23 protein-coding genes are annotated in these 21,583 nt (G+C 41.1%); 7 read left to right on the forward strand and 16 right to left on the reverse strand.

What is annotated here, in order from left to right:
- Positions 1-209 precede the first annotated feature (209 nt).
- The 7 genes from rdgB to asnB (QZT69_RS06440) form a co-directional block, all read right to left on the reverse strand.
- Positions 210-788, reverse strand: a complete 579-nt coding sequence (gene rdgB / locus QZT69_RS06410; RefSeq protein WP_294671926.1) for an RdgB/HAM1 family non-canonical purine NTP pyrophosphatase — start codon at positions 786-788, stop codon at positions 210-212.
- 30 nt (positions 789-818) lie between these two features.
- Positions 819-1,625: an AraC family transcriptional regulator gene (locus QZT69_RS06415; protein WP_294671930.1), complete on the reverse strand. Its 807-nt coding sequence runs from the start codon at positions 1,623-1,625 to the stop codon at positions 819-821.
- Positions 1,625-2,440, reverse strand: a complete 816-nt coding sequence (locus QZT69_RS06420; RefSeq protein WP_294671932.1) for an oxidoreductase — start codon at positions 2,438-2,440, stop codon at positions 1,625-1,627. The genes QZT69_RS06415 and QZT69_RS06420 overlap by 1 nt, the downstream gene beginning before the upstream one ends.
- A gap of 99 nt (positions 2,441-2,539) precedes the next feature.
- Positions 2,540-2,836: a GNAT family N-acetyltransferase gene (locus QZT69_RS06425; protein ID WP_294671935.1), complete on the reverse strand. Its 297-nt coding sequence runs from the start codon at positions 2,834-2,836 to the stop codon at positions 2,540-2,542.
- 72 nt (positions 2,837-2,908) lie between these two features.
- Complete coding sequence (locus QZT69_RS06430) at positions 2,909-3,343, reverse strand: VOC family protein (protein ID WP_294671936.1); 435 nt, start codon at positions 3,341-3,343, stop codon at positions 2,909-2,911.
- A gap of 19 nt (positions 3,344-3,362) precedes the next feature.
- Positions 3,363-4,229, reverse strand: coding sequence for an SRPBCC domain-containing protein (locus QZT69_RS06435; RefSeq protein WP_294671938.1), 867 nt, complete (start codon positions 4,227-4,229; stop codon positions 3,363-3,365).
- Between the two features lie 79 nt (positions 4,230-4,308).
- The gene (asnB, locus tag QZT69_RS06440; RefSeq protein ID WP_294671940.1) at positions 4,309-6,207 is read right to left on the reverse strand and encodes an asparagine synthase (glutamine-hydrolyzing); all 1,899 of its coding nucleotides are present in this window, start codon (positions 6,205-6,207) and stop codon (positions 4,309-4,311) included.
- A 192-nt stretch (positions 6,208-6,399) separates the two neighbouring features.
- Here asnB (QZT69_RS06440) and QZT69_RS06445 point away from each other — a divergent pair, with 192 nt between their 5' ends.
- The gene (locus tag QZT69_RS06445; RefSeq protein WP_294671943.1) at positions 6,400-6,708 is read left to right on the forward strand and encodes a GIY-YIG nuclease family protein; all 309 of its coding nucleotides are present in this window, start codon (positions 6,400-6,402) and stop codon (positions 6,706-6,708) included.
- Positions 6,709-6,820: 112 nt separating this feature from the next.
- Positions 6,821-6,991 (forward strand): hypothetical protein, encoded by a 171-nt coding sequence (locus QZT69_RS06450; protein ID WP_186280233.1) that lies wholly within the window; start codon positions 6,821-6,823, stop codon positions 6,989-6,991.
- A 114-nt stretch (positions 6,992-7,105) separates the two neighbouring features.
- On the opposite strand, the gene QZT69_RS06455 is transcribed toward QZT69_RS06450, so the two are convergent.
- Positions 7,106-8,179, reverse strand: coding sequence for a glycosyltransferase family 4 protein (locus QZT69_RS06455; RefSeq protein ID WP_294671948.1), 1,074 nt, complete (start codon positions 8,177-8,179; stop codon positions 7,106-7,108).
- Positions 8,180-8,317: 138 nt separating this feature from the next.
- Here QZT69_RS06455 and QZT69_RS06460 point away from each other — a divergent pair, with 138 nt between their 5' ends.
- Positions 8,318-8,509 carry a hypothetical protein gene (locus QZT69_RS06460; RefSeq protein ID WP_294671950.1) on the forward strand — a complete coding sequence of 64 codons (192 nt, stop codon included), beginning with the start codon at positions 8,318-8,320 and terminating at the stop codon, positions 8,507-8,509.
- Positions 8,510-8,583: 74 nt separating this feature from the next.
- Here the strand turns inward: QZT69_RS06460 and QZT69_RS06465 are convergent, their stop codons facing one another.
- The 5 genes from QZT69_RS06465 to QZT69_RS06485 all read right to left on the reverse strand — a co-directional run bounded on the left by QZT69_RS06465 (position 8,584) and on the right by QZT69_RS06485 (position 14,026).
- Positions 8,584-9,801, reverse strand: a complete 1,218-nt coding sequence (locus tag QZT69_RS06465; protein WP_294671952.1) for a glycosyltransferase — start codon at positions 9,799-9,801, stop codon at positions 8,584-8,586.
- Positions 9,802-9,855: 54 nt separating this feature from the next.
- Complete coding sequence (locus QZT69_RS06470) at positions 9,856-10,788, reverse strand: NAD-dependent epimerase/dehydratase family protein (protein WP_294671955.1); 933 nt, start codon at positions 10,786-10,788, stop codon at positions 9,856-9,858.
- Positions 10,789-10,791: 3 nt separating this feature from the next.
- Positions 10,792-11,913, reverse strand: coding sequence for an N-acetyl sugar amidotransferase (locus QZT69_RS06475; protein WP_294671957.1), 1,122 nt, complete (start codon positions 11,911-11,913; stop codon positions 10,792-10,794).
- 109 nt (positions 11,914-12,022) lie between these two features.
- Complete coding sequence (locus QZT69_RS06480; protein ID WP_294671960.1) at positions 12,023-12,913, reverse strand: glycosyltransferase family A protein; 891 nt, start codon at positions 12,911-12,913, stop codon at positions 12,023-12,025.
- Positions 12,914-12,916: 3 nt separating this feature from the next.
- Positions 12,917-14,026, reverse strand: a complete 1,110-nt coding sequence (locus QZT69_RS06485) for a glycosyltransferase family 4 protein (protein ID WP_294671962.1) — start codon at positions 14,024-14,026, stop codon at positions 12,917-12,919.
- A 99-nt stretch (positions 14,027-14,125) separates the two neighbouring features.
- Between QZT69_RS06485 and QZT69_RS06490 the strand changes: the two genes are divergently transcribed.
- Entirely contained in the window at positions 14,126-15,055 is a 930-nt protein-coding gene (locus tag QZT69_RS06490) for a glycosyltransferase family 2 protein (RefSeq protein WP_294671964.1), read from the forward strand.
- A gap of 15 nt (positions 15,056-15,070) precedes the next feature.
- Here QZT69_RS06490 and QZT69_RS06495 read toward each other — a convergent pair whose 3' ends face one another.
- Positions 15,071-16,537 (reverse strand): glycosyltransferase family 39 protein, encoded by a 1,467-nt coding sequence (locus tag QZT69_RS06495; protein WP_294671967.1) that lies wholly within the window; start codon positions 16,535-16,537, stop codon positions 15,071-15,073.
- A 167-nt stretch (positions 16,538-16,704) separates the two neighbouring features.
- On the opposite strand from QZT69_RS06495, the gene QZT69_RS06500 reads away from it, so the two are divergent.
- The 3 genes from QZT69_RS06500 to QZT69_RS06510 are packed head-to-tail and all read left to right on the forward strand — an operon-like array spanning position 16,705 to position 18,672.
- Complete coding sequence (locus tag QZT69_RS06500; RefSeq protein ID WP_294671969.1) at positions 16,705-17,112, forward strand: FdtA/QdtA family cupin domain-containing protein; 408 nt, start codon at positions 16,705-16,707, stop codon at positions 17,110-17,112.
- On the forward strand, positions 17,109-17,579 hold the full coding sequence (locus QZT69_RS06505) for an acyltransferase (protein ID WP_294671972.1): 471 nt from the start codon (positions 17,109-17,111) through the stop codon (positions 17,577-17,579). The genes QZT69_RS06500 and QZT69_RS06505 overlap by 4 nt, the downstream gene beginning before the upstream one ends.
- On the forward strand, positions 17,572-18,672 hold the full coding sequence (locus tag QZT69_RS06510) for a DegT/DnrJ/EryC1/StrS aminotransferase family protein (protein ID WP_294671973.1): 1,101 nt from the start codon (positions 17,572-17,574) through the stop codon (positions 18,670-18,672). Before QZT69_RS06505 ends, QZT69_RS06510 begins: the two co-directional genes overlap by 8 nt.
- On the opposite strand, the gene QZT69_RS06515 is transcribed toward QZT69_RS06510, so the two are convergent.
- Together QZT69_RS06515 and asnB (QZT69_RS06520) are read right to left on the reverse strand one after the other, a co-directional pair.
- On the reverse strand, positions 18,659-19,915 hold the full coding sequence (locus QZT69_RS06515; protein WP_294671976.1) for a hypothetical protein: 1,257 nt from the start codon (positions 19,913-19,915) through the stop codon (positions 18,659-18,661). The two genes, QZT69_RS06510 and QZT69_RS06515, sit on opposite strands and share 14 nt — an antisense overlap.
- Complete coding sequence (asnB, locus tag QZT69_RS06520; RefSeq protein ID WP_294671979.1) at positions 19,912-21,582, reverse strand: asparagine synthase (glutamine-hydrolyzing); 1,671 nt, start codon at positions 21,580-21,582, stop codon at positions 19,912-19,914. Before asnB (QZT69_RS06520) ends, QZT69_RS06515 begins: the two co-directional genes overlap by 4 nt.
- Between the last annotated feature and the right edge of the window lies 1 nt (position 21,583).

Raw genomic sequence — 21,583 nt, forward strand, 5'->3', positions numbered from 1 at the left:
GTTGAGGATTGGAATATCAATAGATGAGGCTGTTAATTTCAAAAGTTTATGGGAAGCGGAACTACATGGATAAAATAGTGTGGTTTTAATCTTACTGAATTCCAGAAAATTAAAACTAAAGCAGTTTTAATCAATTGATAATTAAGTGATTATGTCAAATCATGTTCGCTAATTTGCGAACAAGCGAATTCATGAATTTTAGAATTTGATTATCCAATCCTTTTAAGATAAGCCATCATCTTTTCCAAAGCACGTGCACGGTGGCTCATTCCGTTTTTTTCTTCCTGGCTCATCTCAGCAAATGTTTTATCCGTTCCGTTAGGTGTAAAAATAGGATCATAGCCAAAACCATTCGTTCCGCGCTTTTCTTTCCCGATCGAACCTTCAACTTTCCCTTCAAAGACATGTACTTTGTGATTGATATAAAGGGCGATGACCGTCGAAAAATGAGCACTTCTGTCGGATTGCCCGTTTAGCTTTTCTAATACCAGGTTCATGTTATCCTCTGCATTTCGCTGCGGACCCGCATAACGCGCAGAAAAAACACCGGGTTCTCCATTCAGGCCTGGGATAATCAGGCCCGTATCATCTGCAAAACACGGAATATGCATCTTTTCAGCTAAGAACGTCGCTTTTTGAATGGCATTTCCTTCTATAGTGTCAGCTGTTTCAGGGATATCATCGTAAAAATGGATCTCTTTTAAGGAAATTAACTGGAAACCATGTGGTAAAATCGCTTTGATCTCTGCGATCTTGTGTTCATTGGACGAAGCGAAAAGTAGTTTCATGCTTTTTTTTTGAGTTAAGTTACATTTTTTTCAAGAATTAAGTACGGTCGAAGCATTGTATCCGAAGTAATTTTTAAAAGCATTCGAAAAATGGGAGAAGTTTTCAAATCCAACGTGCAGGTAAACATCGGAAGGTCTGAGTTTGGTTGTCTGAAGTAACTTTTTTGCTTCGGTCAAACGTTGCTGTTTCAACCATTTTTCAGGAGTTTCATTGAATATTTTGGAGAAATCTCGTTTGAAAGTTGATATACTTCTGCCCGATAGACGGGCAAATTCGGTCATCGGGATATTGAACAAATAGTTTTTGCGCATAAATGCTTCCAGGTCAATTTTAAAAGGTTCACTGAAATCGAAGAGGAATCCGTAGAATGATTGATCTAACCGGAGTAACAACTCAACTGCTTCTTCTGTTTTCAGGGCAGCCATTTTGGAAGTAAAAAAGTCCGGATTGTCAAAATATGGAAGAAGCGACTGAAAAAAGCCCTTTATGAATGATTCATCCGGGATTTCGTAGAGAGAATTACCCATAAAACGTTCCTGAACAGGAATATTATTCTGTAGAGCGAATTGCTGTAAAAAGGCTTCTGTCAGGAAAATGGTAAACGATTTAAACGCCCGGCCGTCTAATGCCGGATGTTTCCGCGTTTTTAACAAGGTGTTTTTGCGCATGATGCCCATTTTGCCAGCTTCGAAGAAACGCGATCCTTCGGGGGTAAAGATTTCCATTGTTCCGGATATCACGATGCTCAATGCATGGTGCATAACCAATTGTTCGGTGCCGAAATGCTGTTCATGAACACAAGAGAACAGCATATTTTCCTGTAGTTGATCTGGCATTATTTGGGTAATTGACTCAATAATACTTTATCCATCGTTCTGTCTCCGAACCATTTTCGGAAGAATAAGGCCGGTTTTGCCATATATCCGCCTACATAACGCGTTTTTGGTCTTTTAGCTGAAATAGCTTTCGAAACCAAACGGGAAATAACTTCCGGTTCAGCATTTTTGGCAATTGTTTTCTCAAATGCTTTCCTGAATTTGTCAGCCATGTCTTTGTAAGCAGTGTTCGCCGTTGTTTTGATCAGATTATCGTAAGCAATAGTTGCCCATTCTGATTTAACACCTCCGGGCTCAATAACCACCACATCAATTCCGAATGGGGCAACTTCCAGTCGCAGACTATCGCTCATTCCTTCTACAGCGAACTTACTGGCATGGTACCAGGCTCCGAAAGGCGTTGCTATTTTCCCTCCGATTGATGAAATGTTGATGATGGTTCCGCTTCTTTGTTTGCGCATTCCCGGAAGGACCAGTTGCGTCATACGGGCAAGACCGAATACATTCACATCCAGTTGTCTTTTGGCTTCTTCCATGGGAACTTCTTCAATTGTTCCATAAGAACCGTAACCGGCATTATTTACCAGTACGTCGATCCGGCCTTCTTTTTCAAGAATGGTTTGTACGCAAGACTTCATGGATTCATCATTCGTTACATCCAATACAATGGTGTGAATACCTTGTTTGCTCAGATCATTCAATAGGTCCGTTCTTCTTGCTGCACCGTAGACAATGTGTCCTTCTTTTGCCAAATCCTGAGCAAATACCTTCCCCATACCTGAAGAAGCACCTGTAATTAAAATTACTTTTTTCATACTGTTGAATTTTATAGGACAAAGATGAGGTGAAATAAAGCATCTGATTTTGCTCACAAGCTCAAATTAGTTTGCTCAGCGGACCATGAGTCGTTAGGGCTATCCCAGGTACTGTTTATCAAGCTGATCCTTCAGTTCCGGATGTTTTCTTAAATAGGCTGCGACAAAAGGGCAATAGACCATGATTTTCTTGTTAATCTTTTTGGCATATTCAAAAGCGTATTCTGCAAGCGCACTGGCGATTCCCTTTCCTGCAAGAGAATCCGGGATATTGGTATGCATAAATGCAATGTCTTTTTTATAGAATTTGTAAGTAAGCGTTGCCAGCTCATCTCCAGCCCGGTATTCAAATTGCTGCTGTTCTTCGTTGTTGATTATTTCCGGTTTATCAGACATGAGTCATTTATTGAATTGAAAATAGTAGGTACGAAATGCATTGCGTACCTACCTATTATTTTTTAAGGAAAATCATTGTTGGTTTTCGTTGAAACTCATCATCCAGTTGATCCCGAATTTGTCCTGCCACATCCCGAAATAATCTCCCCAAAACGTTGTGTCCATAGGCATTGTCACATTTCCTCCGGCGGAAAGTCCCAGGAACAGACGATCTGCTTCTTCTTTGCTGGAAGCGGTAATGGAAATGGAGAAATTGTTTCCCTGTTTGAAACTGGAAGCCCATTCGCCTCCTGTATCACTTCCCATCAAGATGGTTTCTTTACTGATAGGTAAGGATACGTGCATGATTTTTTCTCCCATTGCGGGGTCCATCTTGTTTGCATCCTCCTGGGGCATATCCTTGAATCGCCCTAAGTAAGGGAACTCTCCGCCAAAAACCGATTTGTAAAACAGGAATGCTTCTTCGCAGTTTCCATTAAATGTTAAGTACGCGTTTACTGTTGCCATAAGTTTATTTTTAATTAATTTATTTTTCGCTTAATTCTTTCACTTTCTCCAATGCCATCGGGAACCGTTTTTTCATGAATTCGATATGTTCGTCTGTAATGTCAACTTCTATTTCGAGTTCTGTTGTATTCTCATTGATCTCGATCAGACGGTAGACCTCAAAACACCCCGTCCAGCGAGTGGTTTTTTCGTCCAGCTCCTGTTCCTTGCATCCTTTCATACCTCCGATATGTTTGAAAACTACCAGAGCATTTTCTTTGAAGAACATCACATCGCTGTACATTCCGCTTCCGTCGGGCATCAGGAAATGGACACGTGAATTTGGTTTTAGATCCCCATGATAATAAGAGCCCTCTCCGAAAGGGGTGGTCCAGATCTTATAATTTTCTTTGTTCCAAAGTGCTTCCCAGACCTTTTCTTTTGTTGCATTGATATTGATCGAGAAATGCAGCTTTTCGATCAGGTAAAGATAGTTTCGAAGTGATCTTTTGATGATTGCATCCCATCCCTGCTGGTATTTTTCGGGAGAAAAACCCTCGCCTGCATCAGCAAAGGATTCAATTCCTTCATGAGTTAAAGTCAGTCTGGAATGATGATCATCCACCGGCTCAACGAGCCATGTAACCACCGAAGATCCTTCGGATTGTTCCGGATGTTCCCAGGAATGAACAAATTTTTTACCGGGTTCAAGTTCCAGTACCTTACAATGATGCAGGTATTTGCGAGCCTCGGATTCGTAAAAATCAAAGATTCCGCCAACTGTTGTGGTAAAGTGGGGTATGTGAAAATACCATTTTTTGAAATGTGAAGGATTTGTAATGGCGTCCCATAAATCACGGGCGGGAACATCAAATTGCATGCTTGTTTCTACTTTCTTGTTCTTCATACTCTCCATAACCCTTTTTTTTATTTTGTTCAAATGTTTAAAGGTTGAAAAGTTCAAATTTGAACCTTTTGAACTTTTTCTATTTCCCCCATCTTTCGTACCACATGAGATAAGAAAGCAGGTACCATACTTTTACTCCAAATTCCTTTCTGCCGGCTAAAAAACTCAATTTTAACCGTTCGATTTCCTTCCAGTTAAAGATCCCTGTTTCCCGCACTTTTTCTTCCGATATATAGGTTTCCATCAAATCGCGTAATTCATGCTTTAACCAGGATTCAATCGGAATGGCAAATCCCATTTTGGGTCTGTCCATGACGGATTTGGGGATGTATTCATGTACGATTTCTTTCAGAAGCCATTTTTTGGACCCATCCCGGAATTTCAGATCATCGGGCAATTGTGCTACGTATTCGATAAGCCGGTGATCCAAAAGAGGTTCACGACTTTCCAAGCTTACAGACATGGAAGCACGATCGACCTTCTGAAGGATGTCATCCAGTAAGTATGTTTGATAATCCATTGCCTGGGCAAAAGCCAGGGAACTGTAGTTTTTCAATTCTTTACTGTCGAAATAAGTACTTAGCTTTTCGAACCTTTGTGTACATATTTGATTGATCTGCTCCTCGGTAAACAACTGGCTGACACTAAGCATGATGTTCTGATCGCTGGTATTACGCAGAATCGATTTGGTCTTTTCATAACGCTGCGCAAAATTGTATTTGTTTTTTAGCACAGGAATGGAATCCGCTGAAACCAAATCCATCACTCCTGCCACGCTTTTTCGAGCAAATCCGGGAATGCGGTTCAGTTTTTCGCCATATTTAAGGATCATCTCGTAGCGGTTGTACCCCGCAAAAACTTCGTCTCCGCCATCCGCACTTAAGGCTACAGTGACATGTTGTTTGGCAATTTTTGAAACCAAAGTAGTCGGAATTGCACTGGAATCCGCAAATGGTTCGTCATAGAAATAAGGAAGTTCAGCAATCTGGTCGATTGCCTCCTGTGCTGTACATTCCGTCTCTGTATGATTTGTTTGCAATTTTTCAGCAATTTCCCTGGCATATGGTGCTTCGTTCAAGCCTATATCCGGAACTGAAATTGTAAAAGTGCGTAAAGGTTCTGTTCTGTCTTTTTGCAGTAAGGCCGTAACGCAGGTACTGTCATATCCGCCGCTTAGAAAAACACCCACCGGAACATCTGAAACCATGCGGTATTCACAGGCAGATATTAATAGTTGTTCAGTTTCCTTTTTTGCCTCTTCCGGTGAAACAGCCAATTTTGGTTTGTTGTAATAATCATAAACATTCCAATATTGGACCGGACTGAATTTAAAATCTTTCAAGGAGGTGGAAACATAATGTCCTGGCTGCAACTTGGAACAATGCTCAAAAATACAATGAGGTGTAGGGACACTTCCATATTGAAGGTAAGCCTGTACGGCCTGCGGATTGATCTTTTTCTCAAAGTCAGGATGCTTGTGAAAAGCTTTCAATTCAGAAGCAAACAGGAACAGCCCGTTCTTATTGTAAATGAACAATGGTTTTACTCCGGCCCTGTCTCTGGCAATAAAGACGGATTCTTTTTTGGAGTCGAAAATCACAAACGAGAACATTCCGATGAAACGGTCGAGGCATTTTTCCTTCCATTCACCGTAAGCATGCAGGATCATTTCCGTATCTGACTCAGCGAGGAAAGAATGTCCCAGTTTTTCCAATTCACTTTTAATCTCTGAAAAGTTATAGATCTCTCCGTTGAAAACAATAGTAAACTCATTCCAGGTCATGGGTTGTTTCCCCAATTCCGAAAGTTCCAGTATGGATAACCGCCTGTGTCCTAAACCAATTTTGTAAGTAGAAGTTCCCTGGATAAATGTTCCGAATCCGTCAGGTCCGCGATGCTCAAGGGCATGTGTCATTTCTTCCAGTTCCAGTTCCGAAGAAGCTCCGTTAAAGTCAATAAATCCTGCTATTCCGCACATTCTTTGATCCTGTTTTTATCCGTGTTTTTACGGAACTAGTAAAGATATGGAAAATCCTGTAGGGGTGAAAAAAAATATCAGAGGTACCTTCGACTCCGCTCAGTCACCTTCTGATATTTCTTTCAACAAGTTTGATTTCTAGCCTGAAATTTTTTATCTTAAATTAATTGAATAGTAAATATGGTTTGTTACATGTATATTTTACGTTGTTCCGATGAAAGTTATTATACTGGATGCACAAAAGATTTAAATCGAAGATTATTCCAGCATCAAAATGGAGAAGGATCAAACCACACGAAAAAGTATGGACCTGTAGAATTGATCTATTATGAAGAGTTTGATAGGATAGATTATGCATTTAATCGTGAAAAACAAATTCAAGGATGGAGCAGGAGGAAAAAAGAGGCATTAATAGCTGGTAGAAGGTCCGATTTAAAAAAGTTTTCAGAATGTCAGAATTCAAGTCATTGTAATTTTCAAAGAGTAACAAAAGGTGGCTGAGCGGAGTCGAAGCCCCGTTGTTAACAACTCTTTTCATAAATCAGTGAAGCCTTGCTGGGATTGAATTACAGAAACCCTTAACTTTAAAGAATCATTTTAAACCCTTCAAATAATGGAAAACAAACAGAAATTACAAGAAGAAATTGCAGTGCTTGAAGCACAGTTGACGGGTGACATGTTTACAGATATGGATATCAAGGATAAAATCCACAATCTGAAAATGCAGGTAGAAGGTGTTCGTCCGATGGACAGCTACATCGAATGCGTTGGTTGCGGTTCTTAAGAAAGAATTCAAGTCAAAACCAAAAAGGTGCCTGATTCCTCGTTTGATGGAAAGGCGCCTTTTTTGTTGGCCGTTTTTGTGATAATTAAATTTAGGAATAGCGCCTGAAAACTATCAGCTAAGCAGTTTTAGATAGTGCTCTTTCCAAACATCCGAACTCCATTGTTCTTTGATCGATTTGACGGCATTTTTCCCCAATTCTTTTCGCATGAATCCATTTTCCAGGAGCAAGCGCAAAGCATTTTCCCACTCTTCCGTGGTTTCCGCTACAAGACCATTGGTTCCGTGTTGAATGATTTTAGTATTTACTCCAACCGGTGAAACAATTGCCGCCATTCCAAGCGCCATGTATTGAAGTGCCTTAAATCCGCATTTCCCTTCCGACCAAGCATCCAGTACAAGCGGCATTACTCCTATGTGTATTTCAGCAAGGTCATTAATTTCTGTTTCTTCTCTCCAATCCATATAAACCAGGGATTTTAAATCATAGTTCGGTTTTTTATTGGAGATCACTTTAAACTTAAAATCAAATTCACGTTCCAGTTTTCGCAAAACAGGAACGATGAAATCCAGGTAATGCATGGTAGAATGTGTTCCTGTCCACCCGATTACCACCGGGAAGCTGTTCTGGTTTACAAGCTGTGTATGCTGGTTCTGAGTGTCAATAGTAGTTGGGATAACCGCTGCTTGTGAATTGAATCTGCCGGCATAATTAGCCAGGAATTCGTTTCCCGCACTTACTTTGGAAGCCCATTTGATGAGGTAAGGTACTTTCCAATAGCATTTGAGCTTTTGAAAACGGGCATTTGCAGCGCTGTAATTGGGAATCCAGATCGCATCGTCGAAATCATAAACGTATTTCCGGCGCATAACTTTTACAAGAATCCATTCGAATACGGGCGGCCCCAGGTGAGCCATTTCGCGGTGCATAAAAATGTGTTTTGCTCCGATCAAGCGAAATAGAAGAACCCATCGACGAATAAAGTTATAGTTTAAATCCAGGAACTTTTGAATGAAAAGGCCTTTTTTATACAATCTTTTCCAGCTTTTTAGGGTGTGAAACGAATGATAATGAATTTCAAAACCATTTTCCTCCAGAAAATCCAGGTATTGCTCAAACCGAAAGCGTTGAGAAGGGGCTTCACCTTTTGGGTATGGAGCAATAATATGAAGTTTGTTCAATTTCACCAGGGCAAAAATGCTTTTTTTTCTAACACTAAATGAATTAAATGATGTGAAATCTTTAAAAAGCATCTAATTTATTTGCCGGGTAGAAAAATTACATTAGTTTTGTCGCACTTAAACATTTAAATAAAGTTTTGACTTATGAAAAAATTGTTCGTTTACGGATGTGTTGCGGTATTAGGTGCTGCAGCTTTGGCTTCTTGCAAAAAAGATTATGTTTGTAAATTTGGTGACGGTTACCCAGATGTAACTTACAGCAAATTGAACAAAACTGAAGCTACTGCAGCTGAGTCAACATGTAAATTGGGTGGTGGAACTTGGAGCAAAAAATAATTTTGTCAACCAACACCTTAAAAACATTAAGCCTCGAGTTTCGGGGCTTTTTTTATGCTTCATTTTTTAAAAAATCAACCAATGAACCGGTCATAAACAGAGAAATATTCTGCTACACCTTTTTCCAGGCTGAAATATTCGCAGGCGCCTGCGGTTGCTTTTTCTGGGGTAAAGCCTGGGAAATCCAAAGAGAAAGAACTCAAACTGGTTTCTGTAGTGTCTTTTAAAACAAGTCCTGCATTGTAACGCTGCACGATTTGATCGGTATCACCAACTCCGGCGTTGCAAATAAGCGGGATTCCCATAGCCATAATCTCACCTTGTTTGGTCGGAGAAGAAGCTTTTTTGGAAAAACTGGGACGAATAAAAAAGATCGAACAATCAAAAAGAGAAATGTAACCGGGAACTTTTTGATGCTGAACAGAAACAACACGCAGAGAATCGGAATCGATACCCAATTCCCTGGCTTCTGTTTGAATGGTAGATGGTGATTCCCGTGTTATGAACAGGAAAACAGCATTTGGTTTTAAATGAGTGATGTGTTTGAATGCCAGGAGCATTTCTCGCAACTGGTACCAGGTCCCGATGGAGCCTACGTATCCTACGATGTATTTGCCGTTTAAATGATATTCCGATTTCTTAATCTCCAGTGAGTCAGAATCTGTTTTTTTGGGGTCGAACAGGTTTAGATCCACACAACATGGAATAACCTGGATTTTTTCATGGGTAACACCTTTCAGGTTCCAGGATAAAATTTCCTTTTTTCCTATTTCAGTCAGACTGACAATGGCGTCGCTTTCTTCAAAGTATCTGCGTTCCATCTTTTTGAAATAAGAATAGATGAATTTAAAAAGCGGGTTTTTCAAATTCCAAATCTTTCCTTCTACACGCTCATCAGCCCAAAAACCACGCATGTCGAAAAGCATTCTGACTCCTTTTTCCTGCTTCAGTTTTAAACCTACCATGGCGCTGATATAACTTCTGCAGTGCACCAATTGAAACTGTTTTTCCCGGTGAAGTTCAAAAGCCAATTTACGCATCCGGCGAATATCCAGTAAGGTTGAAAGTACAGGTGGATTTTTCGTGTAAACCAGAGGCTTCCAAAGAATGTTGTGTTCTATGCAGAGAATTTCTATTTTTCCCTTTTCCTGGGAATAACGGTCTGATTTCTCGAAACTGATCAGTGTAAATTGAAATCCCTTTTTGCTCAGCCCAATCAAATATGGCAATACCTGGCTTTGTCCCAAAGGATCAGTCATGCCGTCATACGACAAGTAAAGGACATTCTTCATTCCACGGTTGCAGTTACACTGATGATTAAATTAACTTCCGGTCAATTTACAGATTTATCTCAGATTATTCAAAATTATCTGAATGCCTTTTTCCAGTGAAGTGAAGGGCCTTCCTAATAATTGACTCATTTTTGCGGTATCCGGTTGTCTTCGGGTCATATCGCCTTCTTCCAAAGGTGGTAAGTGAATGATTTTGGATTGGGAGTTCGTCAGACGAATAATTGTTTCTGCCAATTCCATGATAGTCACAATGTCGCCGTTCCCAATGTTTGCCACATCATTTACAATCAGGTCAGACTCCATTGCTTTGATACAGGCATCCAGGTGGTCTTCAATGAAACAAAAAGTTCTTGTCTGAGTACCGTCCCCGTAGATCGGAATATCTTTGTTGGCAAGAGCAAGGCGGATAAAGCGGGACATCACAAAATCGGTACTTTGTTTAGGGCCGTAAGTATTGAAAAAGCGGAAAATGGTGTAATCCAATCCGTACTCCTGGTGGTAGGAACGAAAATAAGATTCGCCTACATTTTTTACAACAGCATAGGGGAGTCGTGAATTAAGCGGGGTTATTGTTTCGTGCTGCGGTAAATGAACCGGCTCGCCGTAGACTTCCGAAGAGGAAGAATAGAAAACACGTCTTACCCCTGTTCGTTTCGACAAATCAAGAATATTGCGGATACCATAGATGTCATCCAAAACCATGATAGGATTTTCCAAGGTTCTTTTCACACCAACAACGGCAGCATAATGGAAAACGTAGTCGAAATTATAAAGGCTGAAAATCGGTGCAATGTCATCGAAATTATTGACGTTTCCGTGAATGAACTTGCAGTTCGGGTGCTGCGGGATATTTTCTTTTCTTCCCGTCAGGAAATTGTCCACTAAAACCACAAAATAATCCGGGTTTTCCAGCAGCTTGTCAGCAAGGGAAGAAGGAATAAAACCCGCTCCTCCGGTAATCAATATATTCTTTTTTGACTGGTTCATGAACTATCTTTTTGGAAATAAGAAACGATAAACGCTGTAGACGAAGTTAATTCGCTTTTTTGAATTAGGGAAATCTTTATAAGTCAAAGGTTTTTGGCGGAGTATTTTATCAAACTCTTCAGGAGAGATTTGCAGCTTTTTACAAATGAAATGTTTCTCTCTTCCAATGGTTTCCACATTGTAAGGAAGATTTTTCAGTTCTTCTAATGCTTCTTCCTGCGTAATTTGTCCGGAGCATATTTGCGTTGAAAAAGTTGCCAACCGGTAGTCAAAACCATATTTTACGGGCATCATGTAAGATTGCCAAAAGCTTGTATAACGCGATTCATGATGTTTTCTGTCCGGGAATTTACATCCCAGTTCTTTTTCAAGGAGTAAACGTGCTTCGTCCTTATTATAGTTGATAAAGTTTAACGGATAATACGTTTTAATCCCTTTGATCATTTTATACCAGAACTCTTTACATAGACCGAATCCGGGAGTTTTCTTCCGTTTAACCTTACTGAATTTACGAACTATATGGCGATAGAGTTTCATGTCTTTCATAACATGATATCCCCACTGCAGCGGTAAAATTCCTTCTGATGAATAATTTCCCCCGGAAAGAATGGTTTTCACACCGTGTTTATCGGCGATCTGGTGCAACGCTGCGGGAATGGCTAAATCACTTGGGATTTCAATATCAACAATGGAAGATCTTAAAAAAGCCAATTGGATTTCCCGGAATTCTGACCAATCAAGTACTACGGTTTCCAGATCCAGGTCCAGTTTCTCCGCAACGGTTTGAATATTTTGGACAGCCAATTCCGTATTCCAGCCATTATCCAGATGGACCAGCAATGGATTCAACCCGTTTATTTTGGCATAATACGCAGTATAGCAGCTGTCAACACCTCCACTGATACCGATTATCGAATCATATGGTTTTTGACCGCCTTTGGATTTTATTTGTTCGAAGAGGTTTCTAACTCTTTCTTCGTTTCTTTTCGGATCATCAAATAAGGGATTAATCCTCAGTATGTAATCGGTGCAATGATTGCAGGTGCCGTCAGCATTGAACACAATATCGGGATCACTAGTGTCCATCACGCATCTTACGCATTGTTGATATTGGGAATCAAGCATCCTGCAAATTTAACAGCATCTGCTTATGATCAGGCATTTTTTTAGACTAAAAAATAAGTAGAAGTATTGAATGAACATTTGACAACTTCAGGTGAACGTTTGTAGAAAGTTACAAAACAAGGTGTTTTAGCGTTGCCCAAAATACCCGCTGCTTCAAGGCGCTTTTATGTTCACGCAGTGCTTTTTTCAGGTAGAAGAAACCTTTTTGCCTGTGGTTGTTGAAAGCCAGGTCCACGGCGAGTATGAGGTAATTACGCATGACAAAATACGGGTAGTCGTTTCCTAAGAATTGCTTTAAGGCTTCGTTTTCATCAATGTACTTCAGGAAAGTTAAAAATCGTGTTTCCAGTTTGTCGGGATCGGTCATTGTATTGACGCTTCGTTCTGCGTGCTGAATTAAATAGGAAGTAATTTCCGCAGACTGATGAAATCGATATTTCGCGAGCAAACGAAGCCATAACTCATAATCTTCACTGGCACTTAATGCACGGTCTTCTATGAATGGGTTCTCAAGAGCAATGTCCCTGCGAACGATCACGGGATTGCAGGCCAGGTAATTTCCTTCGATCAGGAAATTTTTCCGCCGCTTTTTCCCGCCCGAATAAGCAGACTGAACAGGAGTAAGTTTCCCGGAAACGGAGTCTTTAATCTGGTACATGACATTTGCCACTTCCGGATTTTCATGCCGGGTACAAAGCTCTTTGATATGTGCTACATGGTGCGGAAGCATTTCGTCATCACTGTCGAACCAATTGATGTACTCGCCTCTGGCATATTCCGTTCCGCGATTTCTTGCAGCACCGCGTTCGCTGTTGGAAATGCGGTAATAACGCACTTTCTCCGAAAGAAATGGCTGAACAATTTCTTCGGTATTGTCCGAACTTCCATCGTCAATTACAATCACTTCAAAATCATCACAGGATTGATCCAGAACCCTTTTTAGCGTGTGTTCGATCAAGTGTGCACGATTGTATGTCGGAATAATGATTGAAAGGAACATGTGCTAAGATGTGTACAGTTTTTGAAGATTTGAAATATAGGTGCTGAAGCCGAATAAGTGGTTTACATCCCGAACACCATTCGTTTTCAGTTTTGTGCAGAGCTGTTGGTCGTTCAGTATACGGATCATTGCATCATAAATAGCATTCGAATCCCGGAATGGAACAACCAGTGCATTTTCTTCGTGCGATATAAATTCCCGGGCCACGCCGCTTAATGTAAAAATAGAGGGGATTTGCGCAGCTAAAGCTTCCACGTAAGTTTGTCCGAAAGCCTCACAGTTTTCATTAACAGGAACGTGAACATAACAGTCAAACAACCGGTAGAGGTCAAATACATTATTCTCAAAAGGGATAACACGGTAATTTTTTTCCGGAAGCTGACAGAGCTTGTTTTTTATTTCTGACACATAATCTCCATGTTCCGAAGCTCCGAAAAGACATAATAAAGCATCCGGGTGTTGTTTCAGTAGTTTGCTGAAAGCATCGATCGTGTATTGGATTCCTTTCAATTCAAGCCAGCGGGCAATAACACCTATTACAGGTTTTTGATTTTCCGGATTATATAGTCGTTTCAAGCGTTCAACTTCCACCGGATCATTCTTTGAAAATCGTTCAAGTTCAAACCCGTGATGAATTAACACACGTTTGCGGTACTGAATGCCTTGGCTGATTAATAATTCATCCACGTTTTTTGAAATCGCAACGATTTTAGTAGCCAGTCTGTTCTGTACCTTGTCGATGATGCGTTCTTTCCAATCCAAATGCAGCGGTTTTCCCGAATGCCGGGTGTAAATCCTATGCGGAATCCCGGCGAGCTTCGCTCCCCAGAGACCAATCCAATTGGCATGCGCCAGGTGGCAGTGTACCAGGTCAACAGACGCTTCTTTCAACAGTTTTTTGCACGCAAGAATTACTTTTCGGGATTTTAATAAACTTCCAGCTTCCAGTGTATGTACGCGAAAACCGTTTGAAATAAGGAATCGATGAAGTTCACCGTTTGTGCAATTGATGAGTATGTAGCAGACATCCAGGTTGATTGCTTTTAAATGAAGTGCCGTTTGCTCAAAGTAAACGGCTTTGTGGATATCTGATATGATGTAACAAATCTTCAAGTGCAGAAATTTGAGCTAAAATTATGGTTTATTTCTACAGGTCTGGTGATTTGATTAAATTTGCGGCACTACAATTTTGCGTCCAAACTCTCTCTCCGTATGAAAACGAAATTTTCGTTCATAATCCCCTGCTATTATAATGAGCCGAATATTCCTGCAACATTTTCAAAATTGCTTGAAAATGAAAAACTTTTCGGGGATGAAGTAGGATTTGAGTACGTTTTTATTGACGACGGAAGCAAGGATAATACCTGGAACGAGCTTCAGAAGATCCATCAGGCCCATCCGGGAAAAGTGCGTCTGCTTCGATTTGGTAAAAACGTAGGTTCGTACATAGCGATCACCGCAGGAATGAAAAAAGCAATGGGAGATATCAATGTGGTGGTATCTGCGGATCTTCAGGACCCTTTAGAACTTACGGTTGAGATGTACAGGCATTGGAAGAACGGATTTAAATTGGTGATCGGTCAGCGTGCGAATAACATGGATGGATTTGTATCTAAAAGTACCTCCAAACTGTTTAATTCATTGATGCGCAAATATGCTATTTCGGATTTACCGAAAGGAGGTTTTGATTTTGTGCTTTTTGATAAAGTTGTGAAAGATCAGGTTTTACTCACCGGTGAGAAGAATACCAATATTTTGTACCTCATGTTTGTTCTGGGATATCCAACCGCAACGATTCCTTATACCCGGCAGGAACGAAAAATGGGAAAAAGCCGCTGGACTTTCAAAAAGAAAATGAAGTTGTTCATCGATTCATTTATCGCATTTTCATTTGTTCCGATAAGAATCTTAAGTGTAACCGGACTGCTATTCGGGTTTTTGTCGCTGGTTTATTCCATCTACATCCTGATCAACAAACTCACCGGTAACATTGAGATAGAGGGATGGTCGGCTTTAATGATAGCGGTCCTGTTTATCGGATCATTCCAAATGATTGGATTGGGGATTCTGGGGGAATACCTGTGGCGTATTCTTGATGAAGTTCGAAACCGTCCACAGTATACTATTGTGGAAGAACATTGATTTCAAGAATTTGTTTTATCTGAAACGATTAATCAGCAATCCGAATTTATTTGAAATATCCGTTAGCAGCAGCGAAGAACCGATAATCATGATCGGTAATACAGGAAGCATATACCGTTGTTCGATTTCGCGGTGGATAAAGCTGAAAAAGAAAATGAATAACAACGGGGTTATCACATAGACAACGTAATCAAACCGTTTTTTGATCCGGAATACATTGAAAATAACTGCGCCGAAGATAAATAGATGGATTAACAGCAGTAAGGTCTTGTAGGCGCGAAGAGGAAGCGGGATATTTCCTTGAAAAATAAAAACATGTGCAGTGTTGGAGTGAACAACCATTCGTTTCAGATACATGAGTGGAGAACCAATCCAATAACCGAATAAGTGTTTGTTTTTGTATTCTTTGATCAATTGATTGTAAGCTTCCTCAGCTTGCAACTGTTCGGGGAAATAAGTGTCCGGCTGTGCTTTTTCTTCGTCATAATACGGTTTCTGAATCGCAATGGCTCTTTGATGGAGTTTGAGCACCCGGGATAATCGGTCATTCCCAAAATCGGAAACTACAGCAGGTGGAAGCTGACCGATGACTTTCCGGATTTCCACGTCCTGAGTGTCACCCGCTAAAGCTGCAAAATAAAAAGGTTGATGGTACCTGTTGAACCGATCACCGTCTTCTCCCCAGCATTTGGCAAAACTGAACATTCCGCGGAATTCCGGCTTCATGCGGTCAAGACTTTGCGGATGATAAGCTTTTTCCAGGAATACTGTTTCTCCGGTAAGCCGGTAGTTTCTTAGTGCCCAGGAACCTATCCCGATAAAACCTATAAGAAAGATGACAGCAAATCCGGGTAAGAATTTACGCTTTAATGCAGAAAGGTCTTTGAGTGCGGCAAATACAAGAATAATTCCGGCTATGGCTGCGTATGGACGAGTCAGAACCAGATAAGTGAGGAAGAGCATTGCAAGGGAATAGAAAACGGTTTTTTTCCGTTTTTCGATGCTTTGGAATCCTTTGCAGGTGAAATACAGGTAGATAACCATCAATTCGGGTGTGATTCCTTCTGTGATGGTATAAAAAACCCAACCTCCTGCCATGGGAGTAGCCGCATAAATGACCGTTGCTATTTTCGCTCCGATACCGTTTGTAAGGAACGTGCAGATCCGGTAGAACAGCGGAATGGTTAGCATGAATAAGAGAAATTGGAACAGTTTCAGGAAAAACCAGAGGTTCTCGCTGCCGAAAAGTTTGTGAAAAAGCAGGTATACCAAAGAATAACCCGGAACCCTGCGAAAATAATCGCCATCACTTACCGCGGGGCTTCTTTTCCAGCCTTCCCCCCGGATATAATTATCAACCGGTGATAAATAATATTCATTGTCAATACTGTAAATTGTTTGGTCTTTTACGAGAGAACCGGCATTAATAGTATCGTTGGGTTTTGAGTTTTTGCGTATTTGATCTATGTTCAGCACATTCATAAACCCATTGAACATTATGCATAGGCCGATCGCAATTGCAAAAAAATGATTTTTGATAAAAAGTATCATGGAGATATAAGCAGTAAAAAGAGGGTAAATATACATTCATTCATTTGAAAATCGTTACTTTAGATTCCGAATGATCCCCATAATCAATACATTTTTAAATGAACTCAAAAGTCAAGATCATATCATTCAAAAAAATAGGAAAACCATCCGAAGGTTATTTGTCAGTAGGTGAGTCTTTTGGAGAGGTTCCGTTTGATATCAAACGCGTTTTTTGGACGTATTTCACTCCCGACAGTATTACCAGAGGAAGGCATACGCATTACAATACCGAGATGATCCTGATTGCACTTTCCGGGATTATTGAAGTTACAACCGAATCCATAAACGGTGAGAAAGAACTCTTTGTATTGAAAAACCCGAATGAAGGTTTATATATTCCGGCTTTGACCTGGCATGAGATGGCTTATTCACATACAGCCGTTCAGTTGGTCATTACAAATTCGCTGTACGATGAGAGTGATTATATCCGCAGTTATGAGGAGTTTCAACAAATGCAGGTGAAATGACCGGGGTAAAGATCCATCCGCTTTCAGATGTCCAATCTACAAAAATCGGTGACGGAACGGTTGTATGGCAGTTTGCCATTATCCTGGAAGGAGCCCGGATCGGTGAGAACTGTAATGTGAATTGCCACACTTTTATTGAGAATGATGTAATCATAGGAAATAATTGTACCGTAAAAAGCGGCGTTTACCTGTGGGACGGACTGCGGATTGGCAACAACGTATTTATCGGCCCGAATGTAACTTTTACAAATGACAAGTACCCGCGTTCAAAGCAATATCCGGAAAGTTTCCAGGAATGCGTGATAGAGGACGGAGTATCTATCGGAGCAGGTGCTGTTATTTTAGGAGGAATCACCATTGGTAAAGGTGCTCTTGTCGGAGCAGGTTCACTTGTCACAAAATCAATTCCAGCAGGAGAGCTTTGGATGGGCTCGCCTGCAAGATTTATCCGAAAAATCAATGATTAAATTTTTAGACCTTCAGCAAATAAATGCCCGGCATCGGGACGCATTGATCCAAAAAAGTACAGAACTGATTGACTCGGGATGGTATATACAGGGGAAAATGGTTACGGATTTCGAACAGGAACTTGCGGCTTATATCGGGACGAAACATGCTGTTGGTGTTGCTAATGGTCTTGATGCCCTGATCCTCATTCTTCGTGCTTGTCTGCAATTGGGATATTTGAAACCCGGAGATGAGGTATTGGTACCTGCAAATACTTATATAGCTTCCATTTTGGCAATTTCAGAAAACGGGTTAGTGCCTGTTTTGGTAGAACCGGATCCCGGAACTTACAATATTTCTTGTGTTGAGTTGCAGAAATCAATTACTTCCGGAACGAAAGCAATATTGAATGTACATCTCTATGGACGAGCTTCCTGGTCGGAGGAATTGGAGGATTTGCTGGAGCGGCATAAGCTTTTATGTATTGAAGATAATGCCCAGGCAATCGGAGCGCATTTCGGAGCGCGAAAAACAGGAAATTTAGGATTGGCATCAGGTTTCAGTTTTTATCCGGGAAAGAACCTGGGATGTTTGGGGGATGGGGGAGCTGTGACAACCAATGATGATGAATTGGCGCGAATGGTTCGTGTGCTCGGTAATTATGGCTCACAGAAGAAATATCAGAATTTGGTGAAGGGAGTGAATAGCAGGTTGGATGAACTTCAGGCCGGCTATTTATCCGTTAAACTTCCTTTTTTGGATGCTGAAAATGAAGTGAGAAGAAACATTGCTCGACGTTACATAAACGGCATTACTAACCCGAAGATCCATTTGCCGGAAATTCCGGTCGATGGGAGTGAGCATGTGTGGCATTTGTTTGTTGTCCGAACAAAGGAACGCTCAAAGTTGCAGGAATACTTGCTCGAAAAGGGAATACAGACGATGATCCATTATCCGATTCCGCCTCACAAACAAGAAGCTTATTCGGAGTGGAACGAGTTGTCTTTTCCGTTAACTGAAAGCATACATGAAGAGGTGTTGAGCTTGCCGATGAGCCACATATTAACTGACCTGGAGGTTGAAACGATTATTGGAGCGGTCAATTCTTTTTGACAACTGATCGCATAAAATCAAGCAGTCTTTCTGATTGCTTTTCCCGGGAATAAAAAGAAATGGATTCTTCGTTTCCTTCGTAACGGGTAGAACCGGTTTCTTCCCATTCAGTGTATTTTTGAAGAATATATGCTGCAATTTCCTCATTGGAATGAAAGGATTTCCCGGCTTGGGTTTCTTCCAAAAGCTTGTCGAGGACGTCTCCAAGAGAAGGAGCAACCAGGATGGTTCTTTTCGCGCCCAGGTATTCGAATATTTTTCCTGTATACATTCCAGTATAACCTTTCATTTCGGGCTGCCACAATAAATGGCTTTGTTCCATGTAACGGATGGCTTCCTGTCGCGGAATGCGGTCGGTTAATAAGATCTTATCGGCAGGAAGTGCTTCCCTGATGCGTGCCCCCATTTCAGGTATGGAATTGGTACCGATGAACTGAAAGCGGATTTTTGCATCCGGAATGGTCTGCAAGACTTTTTGAAAAGCCTCCAAAAAGATACCCAGGTCCTGGTTCTGGTAAACCGTCCCGATAATTGAAATCGTAAATAGTTCGAGTTTTAAAGCTTCTACCGGAATAAATTGCTCAAACAGGTTTTGTTCAAACCCGTTGAAGATCAATTCGGCTGGTTTTCGGATCTGTTTTTTGAAGTATTCAATGATTTCCCGGTTAACAGCTGTCACTCCGCTTGAATGCCGCAGTTTTTTTACGATGTGCTTCGACTTGAAGTGAAACAGGATGCGTTCTTTCAGGTCTGTTGTTTTTTGCGTATTGAGAATGATATGGTTCTCAAAATCCCGGAAATCCGCTACGAATGGAATTTCGTGAATTGCTGACAATTTTGCTGCCAATGTCACAATATTGAGAGGCGGAGAACTGACCAATAACACATCCGGTTTCCAGTAATTAACCAGTTCGGAGGCTTCCGAAAAGAACTGCACGCTGTCGATCTCAGAATCTGCTTTCCCCGAAAGTACATCCCACAAAGTTCTTACGGCATTATTTTTTCTAAGCTTTTCCCGGTAAGGAAGCCTGATTATTTCGAGATTTTCATGGACCTTTTCTGTTTGTTTCGGTGAAGGATTGCTGATGAGGTAATCTGTCCATTGATTTTCAGTTCCTGTCCAGTGTCGTGTAATAACTTTTACCTCGTTTTCGCGAGAAAAATTTTGAGCAAAAGCGGCGGGCCTGTTGGGCGCAATTCCCACACAAGGCGGATAGTAATATGACAGGATCAGAATCTTCATGATTCAAAATGTTTCAATAGATAACTGCTCCAGGTCCCCTCCAGGTTTGCTTCTTTCATCCATTGGTTCTGGGGCGGTTCAAATCCTACTTTTTCTTTCCTCCAGCATACTTCTTTCGGGAGGATGTCATTAAATGCTACGCGCATAATGTATTTGGTCCATCCCAGTTTCAGTTTGTATTCATCCGGAAGGGAAAAACAAAATTCTACGAGCTCATGAAAAAGGAAAGGAAGCCTTACCTCACGGCTGTGTGCCATGGAATTACGGTCTGCATAACGCAATAATTCCTGCAGTGCGCCGCACATCAGGTTGTTGTAGAGGTGTGCATTCAATCGTTTTGCATTCCTGTTCGGAAGCAGTTTTCCTCTTAATTCGTAGTAATTGGTCAGTTTTAGCCCGAAGCTTTTAATCCCTGTGTGAGGGGTGTGAAAATCGATAAATCGGTGCTGCTCCCTGATTCTGAACCTTGAAAAGAAAGGTTTGGTAATAAACAGCGATTGCAGGTAATCGTAATAGTAAGGGATGTATCCTGCCAATACTTCATCAGCTCCCTGTCCGTCGATCAAAACAGTTACATTGTTTTCTTTTGCGAGCTGCTGCACCCGGTATTGTGCATAAATACTGCTGCTTCCGAATGGTTCTTCCTGGTGAAAACACAGTTTTTCAAAATCTGTTGCCATTTCCTGACCGGTAGGCCAGGTTGAGAACGGAATGAATCCGGTTTTTTCGATGACCATATCGATATAAGGTCCCTCGTCTTTTTTAAAATTCTTAAAACGGGCAGAAAATGTTTTTGGAGTGATGTTTTTGTCACCGACATATTTGGCCATGTTGCAAACGATGGAAGAACTGTCCAGTCCACCGCTCAGACTGGTTCCAACAGGAACGTCAGAACGGAAACGGCGTGTAAGGCTCAATTGGAACAAACGGTCGAATTCTTCGCAGGCTTCTTCGAAAGAAAGGGTCGAATCTTGTTTCTTCCAATCGAGATCATACCATTTTTGGATGATATACGTGCCGTCTTTTTTTACTTTCATCCAATGTCCGTGAACCAGGCGGAATGTATTCTCGTAAAAAGTCTGTTCCAGTTTCTCCGGGTCATGTGCCAGGTTTACCCGTTTGAAATAGTCGAACATGGCTTCATTTCTCTTCTTCGGAATTCCGATTTCCCAAAAGGATTTCATTTCGGAACCGAAGTAAAGAACATTTTCGTGGAAGCAGTAGTGAAAGGGTTTTTCCCCAAAACGGTCGCGGGCACAGAACAATTCTTCTTCTACGGAATCCCAGATTGCAAATGAAAACATACCGTCCAGGTCATCCAGGCATTTTTCTTTTTTCTGATCGTATAAAGCAAGCAGTACTTCCGTATCGGATTGTGTATGAAATTGGTATCCGGCATCCAGTAATTTATCTTTTAATTCGATGTAATTATAGATTTCGCCATTGAAAACAATACTGTAACGATCCATGGCATGCATGGGCTGATTGGCATGAGCAGACAGGTCGATTATCGATAAGCGGCGATGACCGAAAGCAAGGTGCTGATCTTCACTGATCCAGTGTCCTTCTCCATCGGGCCCGCGATGCGAAATAATGTCCGTCATCGCTTTAATGGTACTAAAATCTACGGTACGATCAAAAGAGAAGATTCCTGCTATACCACACATG

The sequence above is a fragment of the uncultured Fluviicola sp. genome (assembly GCF_902168135.1).
In the GTDB taxonomy this organism is placed as follows: domain Bacteria; phylum Bacteroidota; class Bacteroidia; order Flavobacteriales_D; family Crocinitomicaceae; genus Fluviicola.

Bases quoted from the DNA above. Each gene is read 5' to 3' on its own strand.
- QZT69_RS06515 (WP_294671976.1), bottom strand. From the start codon at position 19,915: ATGAAGATTCTGATCCTGTCATATTACTATCCGCCTTGTGTGGGAATT.
- QZT69_RS06490 (WP_294671964.1), top strand. From the start codon at position 14,126: ATGAAAACGAAATTTTCGTTCATAATCCCCTGCTATTATAATGAGCCG.
- QZT69_RS06505 (WP_294671972.1), top strand. From the start codon at position 17,109: ATGACCGGGGTAAAGATCCATCCGCTTTCAGATGTCCAATCTACAAAA.
- QZT69_RS06450 (WP_186280233.1), top strand. From the start codon at position 6,821: ATGGAAAACAAACAGAAATTACAAGAAGAAATTGCAGTGCTTGAAGCA.
- QZT69_RS06425 (WP_294671935.1), bottom strand. From the start codon at position 2,836: ATGTCTGATAAACCGGAAATAATCAACAACGAAGAACAGCAGCAATTT.
- rdgB (WP_294671926.1), bottom strand. From the start codon at position 788: ATGAAACTACTTTTCGCTTCGTCCAATGAACACAAGATCGCAGAGATC.
- asnB (WP_294671979.1), bottom strand. From the start codon at position 21,582: ATGTGTGGTATAGCAGGAATCTTCTCTTTTGATCGTACCGTAGATTTT.
- QZT69_RS06470 (WP_294671955.1), bottom strand. From the start codon at position 10,788: ATGAACCAGTCAAAAAAGAATATATTGATTACCGGAGGAGCGGGTTTT.
- QZT69_RS06475 (WP_294671957.1), bottom strand. From the start codon at position 11,913: ATGCTTGATTCCCAATATCAACAATGCGTAAGATGCGTGATGGACACT.
- QZT69_RS06420 (WP_294671932.1), bottom strand. From the start codon at position 2,440: ATGAAAAAAGTAATTTTAATTACAGGTGCTTCTTCAGGTATGGGGAAG.
- QZT69_RS06415 (WP_294671930.1), bottom strand. From the start codon at position 1,625: ATGCCAGATCAACTACAGGAAAATATGCTGTTCTCTTGTGTTCATGAA.
- QZT69_RS06430 (WP_294671936.1), bottom strand. From the start codon at position 3,343: ATGGCAACAGTAAACGCGTACTTAACATTTAATGGAAACTGCGAAGAA.
- QZT69_RS06495 (WP_294671967.1), bottom strand. From the start codon at position 16,537: ATGAATGTGCTGAACATAGATCAAATACGCAAAAACTCAAAACCCAAC.
- QZT69_RS06480 (WP_294671960.1), bottom strand. From the start codon at position 12,913: ATGTTCCTTTCAATCATTATTCCGACATACAATCGTGCACACTTGATC.
- QZT69_RS06500 (WP_294671969.1), top strand. From the start codon at position 16,705: ATGAACTCAAAAGTCAAGATCATATCATTCAAAAAAATAGGAAAACCA.
- QZT69_RS06435 (WP_294671938.1), bottom strand. From the start codon at position 4,229: ATGAAGAACAAGAAAGTAGAAACAAGCATGCAATTTGATGTTCCCGCC.
- QZT69_RS06460 (WP_294671950.1), top strand. From the start codon at position 8,318: ATGAAAAAATTGTTCGTTTACGGATGTGTTGCGGTATTAGGTGCTGCA.
- QZT69_RS06510 (WP_294671973.1), top strand. From the start codon at position 17,572: ATGATTAAATTTTTAGACCTTCAGCAAATAAATGCCCGGCATCGGGAC.
- QZT69_RS06465 (WP_294671952.1), bottom strand. From the start codon at position 9,801: ATGAAGAATGTCCTTTACTTGTCGTATGACGGCATGACTGATCCTTTG.
- QZT69_RS06445 (WP_294671943.1), top strand. From the start codon at position 6,400: ATGTATATTTTACGTTGTTCCGATGAAAGTTATTATACTGGATGCACA.
- asnB (WP_294671940.1), bottom strand. From the start codon at position 6,207: ATGTGCGGAATAGCAGGATTTATTGACTTTAACGGAGCTTCTTCGGAA.